The 18789-nt window shown below is 33.6% G+C and carries 20 protein-coding genes; 13 read left to right on the top strand and 7 right to left on the bottom strand.

The features are described 5' to 3' along the window. Positions 1–18: 18 nt before the first annotated feature. Both FEZ18_RS13450 and FEZ18_RS13445 read right to left on the bottom strand, forming a co-directional pair. Entirely contained in the window at positions 19–1140 is a 1122-nt protein-coding gene (locus tag FEZ18_RS13450) for a chorismate-binding protein (RefSeq protein WP_153268796.1), read from the bottom strand. Then, positions 1141–1569 carry a PaaI family thioesterase gene (locus FEZ18_RS13445; RefSeq protein ID WP_153268795.1) on the bottom strand — a complete coding sequence of 143 codons (429 nt, stop codon included), beginning with the start codon at positions 1567–1569 and terminating at the stop codon, positions 1141–1143. A gap of 51 nt (positions 1570–1620) precedes the next feature. On the opposite strand from FEZ18_RS13445, the gene FEZ18_RS13440 reads away from it, so the two are divergent. Further along, positions 1621–2256: an alpha/beta hydrolase gene (locus FEZ18_RS13440; protein ID WP_153268794.1), complete on the top strand. Its 636-nt coding sequence runs from the start codon at positions 1621–1623 to the stop codon at positions 2254–2256. A 282-nt stretch (positions 2257–2538) separates the two neighbouring features. Here the strand turns inward: FEZ18_RS13440 and FEZ18_RS13435 are convergent, their stop codons facing one another. The 5 genes from FEZ18_RS13435 to FEZ18_RS13415 form a co-directional block, all read right to left on the bottom strand. Continuing rightward, entirely contained in the window at positions 2539–3690 is a 1152-nt protein-coding gene (locus tag FEZ18_RS13435; RefSeq protein ID WP_153268793.1) for an iron-containing alcohol dehydrogenase, read from the bottom strand. Positions 3691–4040: 350 nt separating this feature from the next. Beyond that, a complete protein-coding gene (locus FEZ18_RS14755; protein WP_255473326.1) occupies positions 4041–4331 on the bottom strand; it encodes a hypothetical protein in 291 nt (96 codons plus the stop codon). A gap of 29 nt (positions 4332–4360) precedes the next feature. Beyond that, on the bottom strand, positions 4361–5395 hold the full coding sequence (locus FEZ18_RS14750) for a transposase (protein ID WP_228122766.1): 1035 nt from the start codon (positions 5393–5395) through the stop codon (positions 4361–4363). A gap of 274 nt (positions 5396–5669) precedes the next feature. Next, on the bottom strand, positions 5670–6983 hold the full coding sequence (locus FEZ18_RS13420; RefSeq protein ID WP_153268792.1) for a DEAD/DEAH box helicase: 1314 nt from the start codon (positions 6981–6983) through the stop codon (positions 5670–5672). Between the two features lie 63 nt (positions 6984–7046). Beyond that, the gene (locus FEZ18_RS13415; protein WP_153268791.1) at positions 7047–7496 is read right to left on the bottom strand and encodes a KTSC domain-containing protein; all 450 of its coding nucleotides are present in this window, start codon (positions 7494–7496) and stop codon (positions 7047–7049) included. Between the two features lie 409 nt (positions 7497–7905). Here FEZ18_RS13415 and FEZ18_RS13410 point away from each other — a divergent pair, with 409 nt between their 5' ends. From FEZ18_RS13410 to FEZ18_RS13355, 12 genes are all read left to right on the top strand, one after another. Continuing rightward, positions 7906–9252, top strand: coding sequence for a rhodanese-like domain-containing protein (locus FEZ18_RS13410; RefSeq protein ID WP_153268790.1), 1347 nt, complete (start codon positions 7906–7908; stop codon positions 9250–9252). Positions 9253–9488: 236 nt separating this feature from the next. After that, complete coding sequence (locus tag FEZ18_RS13405) at positions 9489–10103, top strand: TetR/AcrR family transcriptional regulator (RefSeq protein ID WP_153268789.1); 615 nt, start codon at positions 9489–9491, stop codon at positions 10101–10103. A gap of 1 nt (position 10104) precedes the next feature. Then, entirely contained in the window at positions 10105–11355 is a 1251-nt protein-coding gene (locus FEZ18_RS13400) for a TolC family protein (RefSeq protein WP_153268788.1), read from the top strand. Between the two features lie 102 nt (positions 11356–11457). Then, positions 11458–12363: an HlyD family secretion protein gene (locus FEZ18_RS13395; protein WP_153268787.1), complete on the top strand. Its 906-nt coding sequence runs from the start codon at positions 11458–11460 to the stop codon at positions 12361–12363. 12 nt (positions 12364–12375) lie between these two features. Next, positions 12376–12864, top strand: coding sequence for a hypothetical protein (locus FEZ18_RS13390; RefSeq protein WP_153268786.1), 489 nt, complete (start codon positions 12376–12378; stop codon positions 12862–12864). Between the two features lie 262 nt (positions 12865–13126). Then, positions 13127–13585, top strand: coding sequence for an OsmC family protein (locus tag FEZ18_RS13385; RefSeq protein ID WP_153268785.1), 459 nt, complete (start codon positions 13127–13129; stop codon positions 13583–13585). A gap of 6 nt (positions 13586–13591) precedes the next feature. Then, positions 13592–14494, top strand: a complete 903-nt coding sequence (locus FEZ18_RS13380; RefSeq protein ID WP_153268784.1) for an ABC transporter ATP-binding protein — start codon at positions 13592–13594, stop codon at positions 14492–14494. Positions 14495–14590: 96 nt separating this feature from the next. Further along, positions 14591–15319, top strand: coding sequence for an ABC transporter ATP-binding protein (locus FEZ18_RS13375; RefSeq protein WP_153268783.1), 729 nt, complete (start codon positions 14591–14593; stop codon positions 15317–15319). A gap of 183 nt (positions 15320–15502) precedes the next feature. Next, positions 15503–15889 carry a GxxExxY protein gene (locus FEZ18_RS13370; RefSeq protein ID WP_153268782.1) on the top strand — a complete coding sequence of 129 codons (387 nt, stop codon included), beginning with the start codon at positions 15503–15505 and terminating at the stop codon, positions 15887–15889. Positions 15890–16043: 154 nt separating this feature from the next. Beyond that, on the top strand, positions 16044–16430 hold the full coding sequence (locus FEZ18_RS13365) for a GxxExxY protein (RefSeq protein ID WP_153268781.1): 387 nt from the start codon (positions 16044–16046) through the stop codon (positions 16428–16430). 129 nt (positions 16431–16559) lie between these two features. Next, positions 16560–17666 carry an ABC transporter permease gene (locus FEZ18_RS13360; RefSeq protein WP_153268780.1) on the top strand — a complete coding sequence of 369 codons (1107 nt, stop codon included), beginning with the start codon at positions 16560–16562 and terminating at the stop codon, positions 17664–17666. Beyond that, entirely contained in the window at positions 17666–18787 is a 1122-nt protein-coding gene (locus tag FEZ18_RS13355) for an ABC transporter permease (RefSeq protein WP_153268779.1), read from the top strand. Before FEZ18_RS13360 ends, FEZ18_RS13355 begins: the two co-directional genes overlap by 1 nt. The last annotated feature ends 2 nt before the right edge of the window (positions 18788–18789 follow it).

Here is an 18789-nt window from a genome sequence, read left to right as displayed (position 1 = left end):
TAGGTCTTAAAAAGATACTTATAACACGTTTTTAATAACCCTAGATTTTGATACCGTTTCTTCCCATTCATGCGCAGCATTAGAGCTTTTAGTAATGCCACCACCAACATAAATCATAGCTTTAGAGCCTTTTAATTGCATACAGCGTAAATTAACAAATAATTGACTGCTTTTTTTTGTAATGGCATAGGCTCTATTCTCTATATTACGCTTTCCAGATCGCGGTGCTTTTGTAGTTTCAAAATTTAATTCTCCTAAAAAACCAGTGTAGAATTCTCGATTGTAATTTTCATGTTTTAAAATAAACTGTTTTGCTTCAAGTTTTGGAAACCCACAAACCGCTGGTGTGGGATGCAATACAGACAACACTTCCTTTAAATTTGATTGCGCCTTTAATCTTGCAGATACCATGGTTTTTAAGTGCAATAAATTTCCAGCTTTTACGGTTTCTGTTTCCGATATTTTTATTTTTTCGGTTAATGGTTTTAAACCTTCCAGAATAAAATTAGTTACAATTTGCTGCTCGTCTTTTTCTTTGTCTTTCCAAACCACGTCCTGCGTGCCCTTGTAATCTTGAGTACCTGCCAAGGCCATTATAGAAAATTGTTGACCTTCTATATTAATTAAGGCCTCTGGTGTGGCTCCTAACCACAATCCTACTTGCGGATGATACCAACAATATACAAATGCAGATGTATAGGTATTTAAAAGCCTTTTAAAAATTAAAATAGGATTAGAGTGCGAAAGATTTACAGTTTCCCGACGGGATAAAACAACTTTTCTAAATGCACTAGCATTAATAGCCTCCATCCCTTTACTAACCAGATTGATATGAAAATCTTTAGAATGAGACGAAATTTTATAGTTTTCAATAGGCGTTTTTACAGCCGTAGAAACCTCAAGTTCTTGAGAAGTGGAAATTACTTCCGAATTTTCCAATGGCATTAAAACCGAATCCTTGTTATCATCAAAAGTTGAAAACACAAACCCTTGTTCGTTAAAATCATTTGTGTAGTATAAATCATTTGTATCTTGAAGTATGGCTTTTATTTTGTTGTCGTTAGGTTTACTATAGGCTACTAAGGGTTTAGCGCTTTCGTACTGTGCCGCCATGCGCTTAAAAAAATCATCGAAAGTCATTTACTGTTTCTTTTTTGGTAATGAAATGGTTGAGAGTCGGCACACAGAAACCAAATTATCATCGTCATCGGTCACTCGAATATCCAACAACTGTGTCGTTCTTCCTTTGTGTAAAAACGTCGCTTTAGCGTAAACAAAACCTTCTGTAACACTTTTTAAATGGTTGGCTGTTATCTCTGTACCACGCACAAAAAATTTTTCGGTATCATTAAATATATGCGATGCAAAACTTCCCACACTTTCGGCCAAAGCCGCTGTAGCACCACCATGTAAAACACCGTCTGGTTGATAAACTCTAGAATCAACGGGCATTCTCGCAACTAAAAAATCGGCTCCAAAATCTACAACCTCAATATTTAAGGTTTCCATTAAGGTGTTTTTACACGCTTGATTCGCTTTCATTAAAACGGCTTCTTTAGATAATTGCATAGAATAGTGTATTTTTAAAATTGCTAACAAAAATACAAAACATAAACGTATATGAAATCACAAGAAAAAGAAATCTCATACACAACAATCAACTCCTATTCTACCCTAAATTCACTTTCCAGATCGACTAAAAACGTATGGTTTGTTTGTCATGGTATGGGCTATTTAAGTCGGTATTTTTTAAAGTATTTTAAAGGATTACATCCCGTTGAAAATTATATTATTGCACCACAAGCTGCTAGTAAATATTATCTTAATGCCAACTTTAGACGCGTTGGCGCCAATTGGTTAACCAAAGAAACTACTGCAAAAGACACCGAGAATATTATGCGCAATTTTGATGCTATTTTTGAAGCTGAAAACATCCCAGAAAACCTTAATCTAATAGTTTTAGGATATTCGCAAGGCGTTAGTGTTGCCCTGCGTTATGTGGCCAAACGACAACTACAGTGCCACCAATTAATTTTACATTCTGGCGGCATTCCAGAGGAATTAAGTACTGAAGATTTTAAATTTTTAAAGGCTAAAGTAACTTTAATTTGTGGTACTAATGATGAGTATTTAACAGAAGGACGCTTAGACTCTGAAACTAAAAAAGCCAAAAATTTATTTAAAGAAAACTTGAATGTTATGATGTTTGACGGGAAGCACGAAGTGAATGTTGATATTATAAATAGTTTGGTATAAAAAGCCTCATTTCTAGGACTCTATTATGATGGGAATAAGGTGAAAATCTCCTAAATGTGACGTCATTTTCTTGTTTCCAACTGAAGCAAAAGAGTTTTCAAAAAAAAAAAAAGATAACCTCAACAGAAAAAAAACTTGACTTACTTTTAAACCCTGTGGTGTTTATTTTATCTTATCAATTGACCGCAATAGCACTTTGTTTTATTTGTGCTTTTAATGATTTTAAACACAAAAAAAGCCCCAAAATATATTTAGGGCTTTTTCATGCTCTGTAAACTATACTTAAAAAGTAATTGCTTCACCGTCATAACAAGCTTGAAGAATAGCTTTTATTTCTTCAAATTTTGGTTTTCTAGGATTGAAAAGCGTACAAGGATCTTTCATCGCGTTTTCAGTAAGGGTATCTAGTTTTGCTTCCCATTCTTTTTGATCAATACCGTATTCTTTTAAAGAACCGACAACACCAACAGATTCACGTAAATTTGAAACCTCTTGAGCGAAATCTTCAGCAGTAGATTTTCCTAATAAACCTGCTAAATCTTCATATTTATCGGTTACTTTCGAGTTAAATCGAATAACATTAGGCATTAAAATAGAGTTACAACAACCATGAGGAATCCCAAAAGTACCACCAATTTGATGAGACATGGAATGAACTATTCCTAACCAAACATTGGTAAACGCCATTCCGGCCATACAAGAAGCATCGTGCATAGTTTGACGAGCTTCTAAGTTATTAGGCTCTTTAACAACGGTTTGTAAATTTTTAAAAACCAAGTCGGTCGCACCCTTTGCTAAAGCATCATTATAATGGTCGGCAATATTAGAAACATAAGCTTCAACTCCGTGACTTAATACATCTAAACCAGTATTAGCAGTAACGTGGGTTGGCATACTAACACAAAGCTCACCATCTATTATGGCAACATCTGGGGTTAATTCGTGAGAAACAATTGGGTATTTAGTTCCTTTTTCTCTATCTGTTATTACAGCAAGGCCAGTAATCTCGGTACCTGTACCACTAGTTGAAGGTGCCGCCACAAAAATAGCTTTATTACGTAATGGCTTAACTGCAAAAGGTGCCACTAAATCTTCTAGTTTAGAATCTGGGTATTCGTAATAAATCCACATGGCTTTCGCCGCATCGATAGCCGAACAGCCACCTAAGCCTATAATAATATCTGGTTGTTCTTCGGTTATAAATGCAGCACCTTTATAAACCGTATCTATTGAAGGATCTGCTTCTACACCTCCAAATACTGCAGACTCGATATTAGCTTCAGCTAAGAACTTTTGTGCGCATTCAAGTGAACCATTTTTTCTAACTGAATTACCTCCAATTACAAAAACTGCTTTTTTTCCTTTTAAATCTTTTAATCTTTCAAGACTTCCTAAGCCGTGATGTATTTCCTTTGGTACAATAAATTTTGCCATCGTTTTAATATTAATTTTGCGTTTATTATTTCTGCTGCAAAAGTATATCAAGACCCTTTTCTGTGAGTTATTTATTCAGCTCATTGACTTATGAAAAAAGGTCAATTTAAAGAAACTAGCAAAACGTGAAGATTTCGTAGGGCTGTCATGAAAGTTAACTAGATGTTTGATTTAGGATGTCTTAAAAGGCACATTCAGAATTTAACCCATGATGAATGTTATCGATAAAAAAAATCCAAGATTTAATTCATTTTTAAGTCTTGGGTTTTCTTTTTTAAGTTTTTGGGTCAAAAATTATATTTTTATTACCGACAAGGCATACTTATCCCATGATGTTTTAACTCTTAAATTTATGCGGCCATCTGGTTTAGATTATTTTGTATTCTCCTACCTATTTCCAGAGCATTGGCGGTATGTATACCAAAGAAGATCCATAGTTTTTCAGTAGCTTTCGTCTTGGCTTTTATTTTTTTGAGATGATAGTGCTCTTTTTCATTTCCAAAACTACCTTCTGGCCTAGTAGCTCGCTCTTTAGCAATTAATGCTTTGAGTTTTTTTTCTTGCTGATAGTTTTTAGGAAGCTTGCCTTTACGCTTGAAGTCCGTCTTGATATTGTTCTTGGTAACAAATTTGCGGTTCATATTGGTGGCATAAATAGCATCGGCTCCTACTATTTTTGTTTTATTTTTGTAAGCGATTGTGCTTTGTAAATGGTTTTCTTTAATCTTGTACCTTCATTAAAAGCATTGAAATTTAAATGCTCTATAAAGCTGATACCGTCTATTTGCAGCTTGTTTACTTTGGCTCCGAACTCAACAGATTTTACTTCTTTTCCTCTCACTATTGGTCTAAGGTAACTTTTCGCAATACTTACTATTCTGTTTTTTGGTGATACGCCTGTTTCAAAGTATTGCTGTTGCTGCGCATATACTTTTTTGATAGTAGCGACTCTTCTAAAATAAGCTACACGACATTCAAGTTTATAAGAAGTGCGAAGCTCTTTTTCAAAGCCTATAAGCTTATTTAATAGGTGTAATAACGCCCTGGTAAGTGGCTTTCTTTTCTTGTTGGTTTTTCTGCGCATTTTACTAAATCCAAAATAGCGCTTTTTCCATTTTATATACTTGGTGCGCATCATTTTTAAACCTAAAACCTTACAGATTTTTTTTAGCTGCCTATACAACCAATCTACAGCTTCCCATAGGAGCTTTTGAGGCGTGGGATAACGGAGCTCGCTCTCATAGCAGGTGGCATCAACTGTGATTTGATTTTTATTTTCTATATGGGGTCGCCAATGTTTATAAAGTGACTTTTCTAATGCGTCAATCTTGAGTTTTTCTGCCAGTTCACAGCGTATTTGACTAACTATTTTAAAATTCGTAATCCTAGAAAACCCTAAATGAATATCACAAAAAAATTGGTAATCAATATTACTATTGAGCTGTTCTATCAGCTTCCTATCAGAACTGCATGTGTAATGCTTTAAAAACATCAGTGCGATTCTTCCCTTGGGGCTAAAGATCATTTTTGAACCAAATGCTTTTTCTTTAATCTGAAAAGCTTCGACTAAAGATTTCCAGGGAATAGCTAAGTAAATCTTCCCTAGGTCACTCTTTAAAAAACGGGTATAAAACGCATCAAAATTTTCAGTAGCAGATAAAAATGAAAATTCGTGCTGTAATTCACTAATTCTTTGTATTTTCATGATTGTAGATAAAAGAAAACCCCGTTTTTGGCTCTTAATGGCCTTTTTCGGGGTTTTTATTTACTTCAATTTACGAAAAAAATATCGGTTTTACTAAGGTTTTAACGTTTTATGAATGCGCCTTAAAAATATAAGAAAGGTAATACTTATAACAGAATGCTAAATTTTAATAGGTTTATATTAAAGATATACAAAAGGCTTTATAGTGTTCACCAGCCTAACACAATAAATCTAGACCATGCTGTTTTAAATACTGGAAATAAAAAGTTAACTGTTATAACACCGTAACCCTTACCTTTTTCTTTTTTAACCGTGTATTATTTAACTTTTCTACCAAGGTATCTGCAATACTTAAGGGCACGGCCACAAAAGTGCAATCTTGTTTTAATTCAATCACTCCCAATTGATCTTTAGTGATATTCCCTTGTTTAAAAAATAAACCAGCAATATCTCCTTTAGAGATTTTATCTTTTCTGCCCCCAGAAATAAATAAAGTTTCCCAAAATTGAGGCTTCTGAAGGGCTTTTTTAGAAATATTTGCAACTTCAGAATTCTTAATAAAATCAGGTAAATTTCGGTTTTTATATTGCAATACGTAAGCGACTCCTTTGGCGTCTACTCTTGCGGTTCTTCCATTTCTATGAATAAACTCTTCTGCTGCCCTAGGAATTTCGTAATGAATTATACATTCTAATTCTGGAATATCAATACCTCGTCCCGCTAAATCTGTTGCTATTAAAAGTTGGCTCGTTCCGTTTCTAAATTTAATTAAGGATCGCTCTCTATCTTTTTGCTCCATACCACCAGAGAAGCAACTGTGATTAATCTTATTTCGATCTAAAAACCGACTCACCTCATTGATACTACCACGTAAATTACAAAATACCATGCCTTGTTGATTTCCTATATGATGAATGAGATCTAACAAAGTTTTTAATTTGTCCTTTTCTGGTGTTAATACTGTTTTAATTTGCAATTTAGATACTGTGCTTTCCTTTAAGAAATTAACTGTAGTTGGCTTATCTAAACGCACAAAACCAGGAGTTTTAACGCCTTGAGTTGCCGATGTTAATACGCGTTTATTGAGATATGGTAATTGATTGATGATGTATCGCATTTCAGACTCAAACCCCACCTCTAAAGACTTATCAAACTCATCTAAAATGAGCATTTTAATAGCCGTTTTAGAAAAACGATCGTTACTAAAATGATCTGCAATTCGTCCAGGTGTCCCAATCAAAATAGCAGGCACGTGCTTAATTTCTATCTTATCTTTAGACAAGGGGCGACCACCGTAAACGGCATTCACTTTAAAACCAGAACCCACAGTGCGTGCCACCTGCTCAATTTGTATCGCCAATTCTCGCGAAGGCACCAAAATCAAGGCTTGAACTTCACTACAATCGGGATCTAATGCTTTAATTAGTGGCAATAAAAAAGCTACGGTTTTACCCGTTCCTGTTGGCGAAAGCAGTATGGTATTGGTGTTTTTTTCAATCACAGAAATAGCCTCTTCCTGCATCGGATTTAAAACGCGAATATTTAATTTCGATAAAATATCCTGCTGATCTTTAATTGTGTTTGCCATAAGATGGTTTGTTGTCCTGTAAAAACGTTTTATAGAATAATATGCTAAGGCTTAAATTAAAATTTAAGCTTCTTCTAACTGACGTTTAGTCTTTCTGTAAATGTAATTTGAATAAATAGTGCGTCTGGCAAAACGATTGATATTATTTGAATTAATCATTTTTATATAAACCTGCTTTGTAATACCAAAATACTCATAAACATGACCATCTGTAAAGGTCACTTCCAAAAGCATACCATTGTGCTGGTAGTCTGCAATGGCCGACTTTGTAATGGTATTCGTGTAGTCTTCTAAATTAGCAGCTTTAGTTTCTGGTGCAATACTTACTAAAAAATGGTAAGCGTCAATAATTTTTCTACTTTTTTCTTCGGCTTCAAAAGCTTTGATGTCTCCATCTTGAAATTTATCGGGATGCCATTCCTTTACTAAGTTACGATACGTCTTTTTTAGTGTTTTGAGGTCTAAATCTTTTTGTACCTCAAATAATTTCTTGTATTCTGCTATACGTTTCATAACTAGTTTTTTATAGGGCGCAAAATTACTGTATTTCGTTCTAATAACTTGTTATGTGACGTGATAATAATTTATAATTGTCATCTTGAGGTATTATCTTATGAAATCAACCCGTTTAATAGCTTTTATATTTGTTAAAAGCACTCCTTCTGTTTTTTCTTTATTATGCTACCCAGATCTTCTGATACCCTACTTAACATGTCATCGGCTTTATAAAATACCAAGTAGTTTTAACTATTCACAAGACATGCGATAGCGATTTAGTAAACCGATTAACAGTTATACATACAAGGTCTTCTCATAAAATTAGAGCACGAGTCAAAATTTTTAAGTTCATAAAAAAGCAAATTAAATGAGTAGTTAATTTTAAATATTGACACAAAATTTTTATCTTCATACAAAAATAATAATGATAATTAAACAATTTGAAGATAAGCCTTTAGCGCACTATTCTTATGCTATAATTAGTGAAGGTAAAATGGCTTTAATTGATCCTTCGAGAGATCCCAAACCCTACTACGAATTAGCAGAAGTACATCATGCTAAAATTTCGGCCGTATTTGAAACACACCCACATGCCGATTTTGTTAGCAGTCATTTACAAATACACAAAGAAACTGGTGCCCCAATTTATACAAGCAAGCTTGTTGGAGCCAATTATCCTCATAACACTTTTGATGATGGCAATGAAGTCATATTAGGCAAGGTTACCTTTAAAGCCATCAATACACCTGGACACTCACCAGATAGTCTCACAATTATAGCTGAAGATGAATCTAATAAACAGGTCATGTTTTCTGGAGACACTTTGTTTATTGGCGATGTTGGACGGCCAGATTTAAGAGAAAAAGCGGGTAATATGAGGGCTAAACGAGAAGAATTGGCCAAAAGTATGTATAACACCATGAAGAATAAATTTAACCATTTACCTGACAGTACTATTGTTTATCCTGCACATGGCGCTGGTTCGTTGTGTGGTAAAAACATGAGTAAGGATTCTTCTAGTACTTTAGGAAGAGAAAGACAAGAGAACTGGGCATTTAAAAATTTAACCGAAGACCAGTTTGTTGAGCATATTTTAAAAGATCAACCCTTTATCCCTTCTTATTTTGGTTTTAATGTCGATATGAACAAAGAAGGTGCAGATAATTTTGAAATAGGTATAGCCAAACCAACCTTACATTTTAAAACAGAAAATACTTTTGATCCAAATGATGTTTTAGTCATCGATGTTAGAAGTAAAGACGATTTTAATAAGAAGCATTTAGCGAAAAGCATAAATATCATTGCCCAAACTGAAGATGATAAGTTTGAAACATGGTTAGGGGCTATTGTTAAACCTAAAGAACCTTTCTATGTGGTTTTAAATTCTATAAATGATAGAGAAGATATTATGAAACGGATTGCCAAAATAGGTTATGAAAAACAAGTGGTGAGCTTAATAACCTTAAATGACACTTCTCTTTTAAGCTCTGAAGTTTTAAATGTCGAGGATTTTAAAAAACAAATGGATGCTTACACCTTAATAGATGTTAGAAATACCAGTGAAATAGAAGAAGGTCAAATTTTTGAAAAAGCCATTCCTATTCCTTTAAATCAATTAAGAGATTCTAAGGATGAAATCCCCACAGACAAATCCATAGTGGTGTATTGTGCTGGTGGTTACAGAAGTGCAACGGGTCGCAGTATTATCTCTAACTTAACAAACGAGGTTGCTGTCTATGATCTAGGAGCCGATGTAAAAGCGTTTCATTAATTTAGAAAAGTAAATCAATTACAGTCGGCTTTTTTTTTATTAAGAATTTACTAAAAGGTAATTTAAATGGTAGCTGATCATTTTAGTCGGAGAGAAAACTGCTAAGATCATTATAAGAAACTCATTTGTATTAATACAAGATTTACACTTGCAAAACTGTTAAAATAATCAAACCACAGCGCGTTTGATTATTTTTTGTATATTTGCTAACCAAATGGTTAAACTATATAGTTAATATGGCGAAAACAAAAGACGAAAACACCGAAGGACAAATTTTAGATGCTGCGAAAGATGTCTTTCAGGCCAAAGGCATGGCTGGAGCACGTATGCAAGAAATAGCAGATAAGGCAGGCATTAACAAAGCCATGCTTCATTATTATTACAGAAGCAAACAACTGCTGTTTGAGGCGGTTTTTAAAAGTGCCTTTTCATTATTGGCACCGCAATTAAATGCGATTCTAAACGATGATTCTTCTATTGAAGACAAAATAAAAAGCTTCACATCAAACTATATTTCATTCATTATTAAGCATCCATATTTACCAAATTTTATCATTCAGGAATTAAATAGAAATCCAGAGTTTATTTTAAAATTGACCGAAAAGAAAGGCTTTCCAAATCTTGAAAAGTTTAAAATACAAATAGATAATGACGTTAAAAACGGTCTCATTAAACCCATAAGTGCAGAACAATTATTCATTAACATTTTAGCGCTTAACATTTTCCCTTTTCTAGCGAAACCTTTAATCATGGCACTTACCAAAACAGATGATAAAAACTACAAACAACTCATGGAAGATCGAAAAACAGAAGTTTCTAGCTTTATTATTAATTCGATAAAGAAACACTAAAATGAAACGCTTTATAATTATTATATCAATCTTAATAACCCTTCCAAGTGTTGCCCAACAGCGCATCACTTTGGAGGCATGCCATAGTTTAGCAACTAAAAACTACCCTTTAGCCAAGCAATCTCAGTTATTTGAAGACCAAAACAAATTAGACTCTGAAGTTATTTCTAATGCAAAATTACCTCAAATATCTTTAGATGCGCAAGCCACTTACCAATCGGATGTGATTGAAATCCCAATTCCCAATGCCAATATTGAATCTTTAAACAAAGACCAATATCGTGCAACGCTTTCTGTAAATCAATTGATTTATAATGGTGGAGTCACAGATGCGACTTTAAATGTAAAAGCAGTGCAAACTAAAACCAAACAAAAACAGGTTGACGTTAACCTCTATCAGTTAAAGCAACAGATTAACCAATTGTACTTTTCCATTTTATTATCGCAGGAATCCTATCTGTTGTTAAAAGCCAAAGAAGCACAGTTAGAAGCAAAACTTAAAGAAGTACAATCGGGTATTAAATATGGTACCATTTTACCGGCATCAGATAAAGTTTTAGAAGCAGAACTTTTAAAACTAAGTCAGCAATTTAGAGAATTAGAAAGTAATAAGACAGCTTTAATAGAAACCTTGTCGAGCATTATTGGTCGGCCTTTAGATGCTGCAACCACATTTCAAAATCCGCTGGTAGAAACACCTTTAGAAACCGAAATTAATAGACCAGAATTAGAATTATTTCAGCTTAAAAGAAAAGAAATTGAAAGTAACGAAACGCTAATAGCGAAGCAAAATGCACCAAAACTACTCGGTTTTGCAACTGGTGGTTATGGTAATCCGGGACTGAATATGCTCGATAATTCCTTTCAAACCTTTTACACAGTAGGCCTGAAATTAAATTGGAAGGTTTTCGATTGGAATTCCAACAAAAAACAACGTCAATCCTTGGCAATTAATAAGGATATTTTAGATACCGAAACGGAAACTTTCAAATTGAATACAAATATAGAACTGAATCAGCAACAAAAGGAAATCAATAAAATTGAAGGTTTTATTGCATCCGATTTAGAGATTATCAAACTTCGAAAAGACGTGCTTAAATCGGCAGATTCGCAACTTAAAAATGGGGTAATCACTTCTTCGGCATATATCACCGAATTAACCAATTTATACGAAGACGAAAACACGTTGGTGAGGCATAAAATTCAATTGCAATTAGCGAAAGCGAATTATAACGTTATAAAAGGACAATAAAAATGTATCCCGCAGATTTCGCAGATACACGCAGAAAAAGACTAAATATTATAAAAAAATCTGCGATAATCTGCGAAATCTGCGGGAGAAAAACTACACAACATGAAAAACAAAATCTACATACTAACATTAATCATTATAACAACTATTTTATCCTGCGGAAACAGCAACGATAAAGCTGATGGTTACGGGAATTTTGAAGCCACAGAAATCACCATTTCAGCTGAAAATAACGGAAAACTCATGCAGTTTGATGTTAATGAGGGTAACACGCTTGAAAAAAAACAATTTATAGGCTATATCGATACTATTCCCTTGGCATTAAAACGCGAACAATTAGAGGTGTCTAAAGCTGTGATAAGCTCTAAATCTAAAGGTGTTTTGTCTCAAATTGCCGTTTTAAATTCAAAATTAAGAACAGCCTATACCAACAAAACACGTACTGAAAATTTAATAAAAGACAAGGCTGGAACACAAAAGCAATTAGATGATATTTCTGGCGAAATAGACGTTATTAAAAACCAAATTAGAAGCGTAGAAATACAAAATGCACCGGTTGTTAACGAACTCAAAAGTATTGATGTACAACTCAAACAAATAGACGATCAAATTGAGAAAAGCAAAATCGTAAATCCTGTAAAAGGTACCGTATTAACCAAATACGCAGAACCAAACGAAATTACTGCTTTTGGCAAACCATTGTATAAAATTGCCGATTTAAGCACCATGCAATTACGAGTTTATATCAGTGAAACACAATTAGCTAATATAAAAATCGGACAAGAAGTAACGGTAAAGATTGATGATGCAGAAGACATGAAATCTTACAAAGGCACCATTAGTTGGATGGCTTCTGAAGCTGAATTCACTCCAAAAATCATTCAAACCAAAGAAGAGCGAGTGGCGCTTGTTTATGCCGTAAAAGTGGATGTAAAAAACGATGGTAGCCTTAAAATAGGCATGCCTGCAGAATTATGGTTAAACAACACAAGTACTAATAATCAATAAAATCTAATAATAATGAAACAAGTAATTTTCACATTAAGCCTATTGGCTTTAGTAGGATGTAAAGACGGAAAAAATCAAGACACAAAAACAGAATCCATTGAACACGCTACCGAAACCCATAACAATCATCAAGAGCACGAAGAATCAAGTGTTTATGCCAATGCTTGGGTAAACGACATCCAAATGGATAATGGAACTAAGTGGCAGGCCGATGATATAACAAATGAGGGGGTTCAAAAACTACAAAACACCATCAATTCGCAATCACCAAGCACATTAGCAGACTATCATAAATTGGCTAAACAGCTAAATGAGGAGAAAAATTTTGTTATAAAAAATTGTACAATGGAAGGGCCATCTCATGACAATTTACACGTTTGGCTTCACCCGTTAATTGAGAAAATTGACGCCCTTTTAAAAGCTGAAACTGTTGAAGATGCTTCAAAACTAAAAGAAAGTATAAAAGAAAATATTAATGCTTACAACACTTATTTTAAATAATAATACTTGTACCTGATTTTTGCCTTAAGGGAAAAAAATCTGTGATTATCTGCGACCCGAGCGACAGCGAACTGGCGAAGCAAATCAGCGGAAAAACAAATATTAGTAATAGGAAAATTATCCTGCAGATTTCGCAGATTTACACAGAATGAAAACCATTAATTGTTTTTTAGAGTTAACATATAATTGATTCCATAGAAAACAATTTACAGGTTGATGATATTTTACGAATAATCATTTAATAATATAAACATATAACACCATGGAAAAGCACACGTACAACGTAAATATTAATTGGACACAAGACCGAAAAGGGATGATGTGTTCACCAGAATTACATAATAAGGACACCAATGAAACCAACTGTTTAGAAGTTGCAACACCACCTGAATTCCCTGGAGGCATGCCACATATTTGGTCACCAGAACACTTATTTACAGCAGCTGTGAGCAGTTGTTTAATGACTACATTTTTGGCGATTGCAGAATTCTCAAAATTAGAATATGTAAGTTTTAAATGCGATTCTAAAGGGATTTTAGAAAAAGTAGATGGCAAGTTTGTCATGAGCGAAGTGCTATTGTTTCCAGAAGTTGTAATTACAGACGAATCGAAACGCGAACGCACCCAACGTATCGTTGAAAAAGCAGAAAAAGCCTGCTTAATTTCAAATTCTATTACATCTAAAGTGACCATGGAAACTAAAATCATAGTACAACATTAAAATATCATGGGTATTTCTGTTAACCATATCAGCAAATCTTATAAACATGTAAACGCATTACAAGACATTTCTTTTGAAGTGAAAAAAGGAGAGCTTTTTGGCCTCATAGGTCCTGATGGTGCTGGTAAAACTACCCTATTCAGGATTTTAACGACCCTTTTGTTTGCAGATGAAGGCAGTGCAACTGTCGCAGGTTATGATGTGGTTGCAGAATACAAGAGTATTAGAAATAGTGTGGGCTATATGCCTGGACGATTTTCATTGTATCAAGATTTAACGATTGAAGAAAATTTAGAGTTTTTCGCTACTATTTTTGGAACATCCATTGAAGAAAACTACGATTTAATAAAAGATATCTATGTTCAAATTGAGCCTTTTAAAGATCGTCGTGCCGGAAAATTGTCTGGTGGAATGAAACAAAAACTCGCTTTAAGTTGTGCTTTAATTCATAAACCTAAAGTGTTGTTTTTAGATGAACCAACCACAGGAGTAGATCCCGTATCGCGAAAAGAATTTTGGGAAATGCTAAAACGACTGCAACAAAAAGGCATCACTATTTTAGTTTCGACACCTTATATGGACGAAGCGGCTTTGTGTGATAGAATAGCACTCATTCAAGATGGAAAAATTTTAGAGATTGATACTCCAGAAGCAATTGTAAAGCACTATCCAAAACAAATTTATAATGTAAGTGCAAACAATATGTACCAATTAATACGCAGTTTAAATGACTATGAATACAAGCATAGCGTGTATCCTTTTGGTGAATTTGTCCATTATACAGACAGCAGAACAGAATTTAATGCTGAGGATTTAAAAGCGTATTTAGAAACTAAAAAATTATCCAACATTCACATTGATAAAACAGTGGCAACTATAGAAGATACCTTTATGGAATTAGCGAAATAAAATATTTTCCGCAGATTTTTTAAGTCTCTTTTCTGCGTAAATCTGCGAAATCAGCGGGAGAAAAAAAGAAAAGCACCACTTTTGTGGGAAATAAATATGAATAACAACAAAGTCATACAAGTAGAAGGATTAACCAAAATGTTTGGTGATTTCACAGCGGTAAATGCGATTACTTTTGAAGTTGAAAAAGGTGAAATATTTGGTTTTTTAGGTGCCAATGGTGCAGGGAAAACAACCGCTATAAAAATGCTGATTGGTATTTCAAACCCCACATCTGGAAGCGCAACTGTTGCAGGTTTTAATGTGTATTCTAACGCTGAAGATATCAAGAAAAACATTGGTTACATGAGTCAGAAATTTGCTTTGTATGACGATTTAACGGTTAGAGAAAATATCACCTTTTTTGGAGGTATTTATGGGTTGTCAAGAAAGCGAATCAAAGAAAAATCGAATGCTTTAATTGAAGAATTAGGATTAGAAAATGTGGCAAACCAATTAGTTGGTTCATTACCATTAGGCTGGAAACAGAAACTATCTTTTTCGGTGTCTTTAATTCACGATCCTAAAATTGTGTTTTTAGATGAGCCAACAGGAGGCGTCGATCCCATTACCAGACGACAGTTTTGGGAACTGATTTACAAAGCAGCCAATAAAGGAACCACCGTTTTTGTAACCACACACTATATGGATGAAGCGGAATATTGCGACAGAGTTTCCATAATGGTTAACGGTAAAATTGAAGCTTTAGACACACCAAAGAAATTGAAAGAACAATTTAAGGCTGAAAATATGAATGATGTGTTTTTAAAATTGGCACGTGGATGAGAAAAGATTGCCCGCAGATTTCGCAGATTTACGCAGAAAAAATATCAAATCAAGCATAAAAAAAATCTGCGCTTATCTGCGAAATTAGCGGGAGAAAAACATATAAACAAAAATCTGCGGTTATCTGCGACCCGAGCGACAGCGAACTGGCGAAGCAAATCTGCGGGAAAGAAAACAATAATTATGGAACACAAAACAGAGAACGATATATCCTATCTAATTAGAGGATCAATTTTCAAAGTTTATAATGAATTAGGTCCAGGTTTATTAGAATCTGTTTACGAGGCGGTTTTAATTTTCGAGTTACAGAAACAAGGATTAGATGTAAAAAGTCAAGTTCCATTACCAGTGTTTTATGAAGGTCATAAATTAGAAATTGGTTTTAGGTTAGATTTATTAGTAAATGATAAAGTGATTATAGAAATAAAATCTGTAGAAACTCTCTCAAAAGTGCATCATAAGCAAGTCTTAACATATTTAAAGATTTCAGAATTGAAGTTAGGCATCTTAGTAAATTTTAATGTAGATGAAATAACAAAAGGAATTTTTAGAAAAGTAAACGGATTATAAAAAAATATCCCGCAGATTACGCTGATTTACGCAGAAAAAAATATCAAATCAAGCATAAAAAAATCTGCGCTTATCTGCGAAATTAGCGGGAGAAAAACATATAAACAAAAATCTGCATTTATCTGCGTAATCTGCGGGAAAGAAAACAATAATTATGGAACACAAAACAGAAAACGATATATCCTATCTAATTAGAGGATCAATTTTCAAAGTCTATAATGAATTAGGTCCAGGTTTATTAGAATCTGTTTATGAAGCAGTTTTAAGTTTTGAGTTACAAAAACAAGGATTAGAAGTAAAAAGCCAAGTTCCATTACCAGTGTTTTATGAAGGCCATAAATTAGAAGTAGGTTTTAGGTTAGATTTATTAGTAAATGATAAAGTGATTATAGAAATAAAATCTGTAGAAACTCTCTCAAAAGTGCATCATAAGCAAGTTTTAACTTACTTAAAGATTTCAGAATTGAAGTTAGGCATTTTAGTAAATTTTAATGTAGATGATATAACAAAAGGAATTTTTAGAAAAGTAAACGGATTATAAAAAAATATCCCGCAGATTACGCTGATTTACGCAGAAAAAAATATCAAATCAAGCATAAAAAAATCTGCGCTTATCTGCGAAATTAGCGGGAGAAAAACATATAAACAAAAATCTGCGGGAAAAAAAGAAATGAAAAGATTCAAAGGCTTCATAAAAAAAGAATTCTACCATATTTTTAGAGATAGACGTTCGTTGTTTATCCTCTTCGGGATGCCAATTGCCCAAATTTTACTATTTGGATTTGCCATTACCAATGAAATTAACAATGTGGACATTGCTATTCTGGATCATTCAAAAGATGCTACAACAGAAGAAATAATTAATAAAATAGCAGCTTCAAAATATTTCAGTATCAAGCAAATTATTGAAAAAGAATCAGATATCGAATCGATTTTTAAAAAAGGAAAAGTAAAAGCGGTTTTAAATTTCGAAAAGGATTTTAGTAAAAACCTGATTAAAGAAAACAAAGGAACCATACAAATTATTACAGATGCTACAGACCCAAATACAGCAAATACCATCACCAATTTTATAGGAGCTATTCTTCAAAACTATCAAAAAGATTTAAACAAGGATATTACAATAGTCTATCAACTTATACCAGAATCACGAATGGTTTACAACCCAGAATTAAAAAGCGTGTATATGTTTGTTCCTGGGGTAATGACCATTATTTTAATGCTGGTTTCTGCGATGATGACCTCTATTTCCATAACAAGAGAAAAGGAATTGGGCACCATGGAAATCCTCTTGGTATCGCCATTAAAACCCTTTCAAGTGATTATAGGCAAAGTGTTTCCGTATATTTTTCTATCGATAATCAATGCAGTAGTAATCGTATTGCTAAGTATTTTCATTTTTAAAATGCCGGTTCAAGGAAGCTTGTTTTTATTAGGTTTAGAGAGTGTTCTGTTTATAATCAGTTCTTTAGCTTTAGGAATTTTAATATCTACAATTTCAGCATCGCAACAAACAGCCATGATGATTTCGTTAATGGGACTCATGCTTCCTGTTATCTTATTATCAGGTTTTATTTTCCCTATTTCAAGCATGCCTTTACCCTTACAAATTATTAGTAATATCATACCAGCAAAATGGTTTATCATCATCTTAAAAGGCATTATGCTTAAAGGTGTAGGCATGACATTTATTTGGAAAGAAACTTTAATTTTATTGGGAATGACTGCGTTTTTTATTGTTTTGAGTGTAAAGAAATATAAAATTAGACTAGAGTAATGAAAACAATTCTATACATCATACAAAAAGAGTTCAAGCAAATCTTTAGAAATAAAGGCATGCTTCCTATTATTTTTGTGCTGCCCTTATTGCAGCTCATTATTTTATCTAACGCAGCGACTTTTGAGGTTAAAAATATAAAGTTTGGTTATATCGATAACGACCGCACATCCACTTCAAGAGCTTTAATTGAGCAATTTAATGCATCTACTTATTTTAATGTATTAACCGATTTTCCTTCGGAAGCCTTAGCAAGCTCTGCTATGTTACAAGGTGAAGTGGATGTTGTTTTAGAAATTCCGCAGTATTTTGAACGCGATTTACAAAAAGAGAAACACCATAGTTTAGGAGTGACTATTAATGCTATTGATGGTGCAGCTGCTGGTGTCGAGAATGTATATGTTACTCAAATCATTCAACGTTTTAATAAACAGTTAAAAGTTGATCTATTTCAAATTTCAGATAAACAAATTCAACCAGTCAACATCGAAACCATTCCGCTTTTCTGGTACAACGAAACGCTAAACTATAAAACCTTTATGGTGCCAGGAATATTGGTGTTATTAGTAACTATGATCACGTTGTTTCTATCAGGAATGAATATCGTTAGAGAAAAAGAAATTGGCACTTTAGAGCAAATCAACGTGACACCAATTAAAAAAAGTCAGTTTATAATTGGTAAACTCTTTCCGTTTTGGGTGATAGGCATGGGACTACTTACAATTGGGCTTATTTTAGTAAAACTTATTTTTAATGTTCCCATGGTAGGTAGCCTACTATTACTATACGGATACACCTCTATTTACATACTCGTAATACTAGGTATGGGCTTGTTTATTTCAAATTTTACCGACACACAACAGCAAGCCATGTTTATCGCTTGGTTTTTTGTAGTGATTTTTATTTTAATGAGCGGCTTATTTACACCAATTGAAAGCATGCCAAAATGGGCTCAAATCCTTACCGAATTTAACCCTATTAAGTATTTTGTTGAGATTATACGTATGGTTATGCTTAAAGGATCAGGGTTTAAAAATATTTTACCACTAGCTGTAAAAACCTTGGCCTACGCTATTGTAATGAACGGATTGGCGGTTTGGAGTTATAAAAAGACCAATTAAAA

It is taken from the genome of Oceanihabitans sp. IOP_32 (assembly GCF_009498295.1).
Classification (GTDB): domain Bacteria; phylum Bacteroidota; class Bacteroidia; order Flavobacteriales; family Flavobacteriaceae; genus Wocania; species Wocania indica.
The sequence above is the reverse complement of the archived record's forward strand: the minus strand, read 5'-3'. Positions and strand labels throughout refer to the sequence as shown.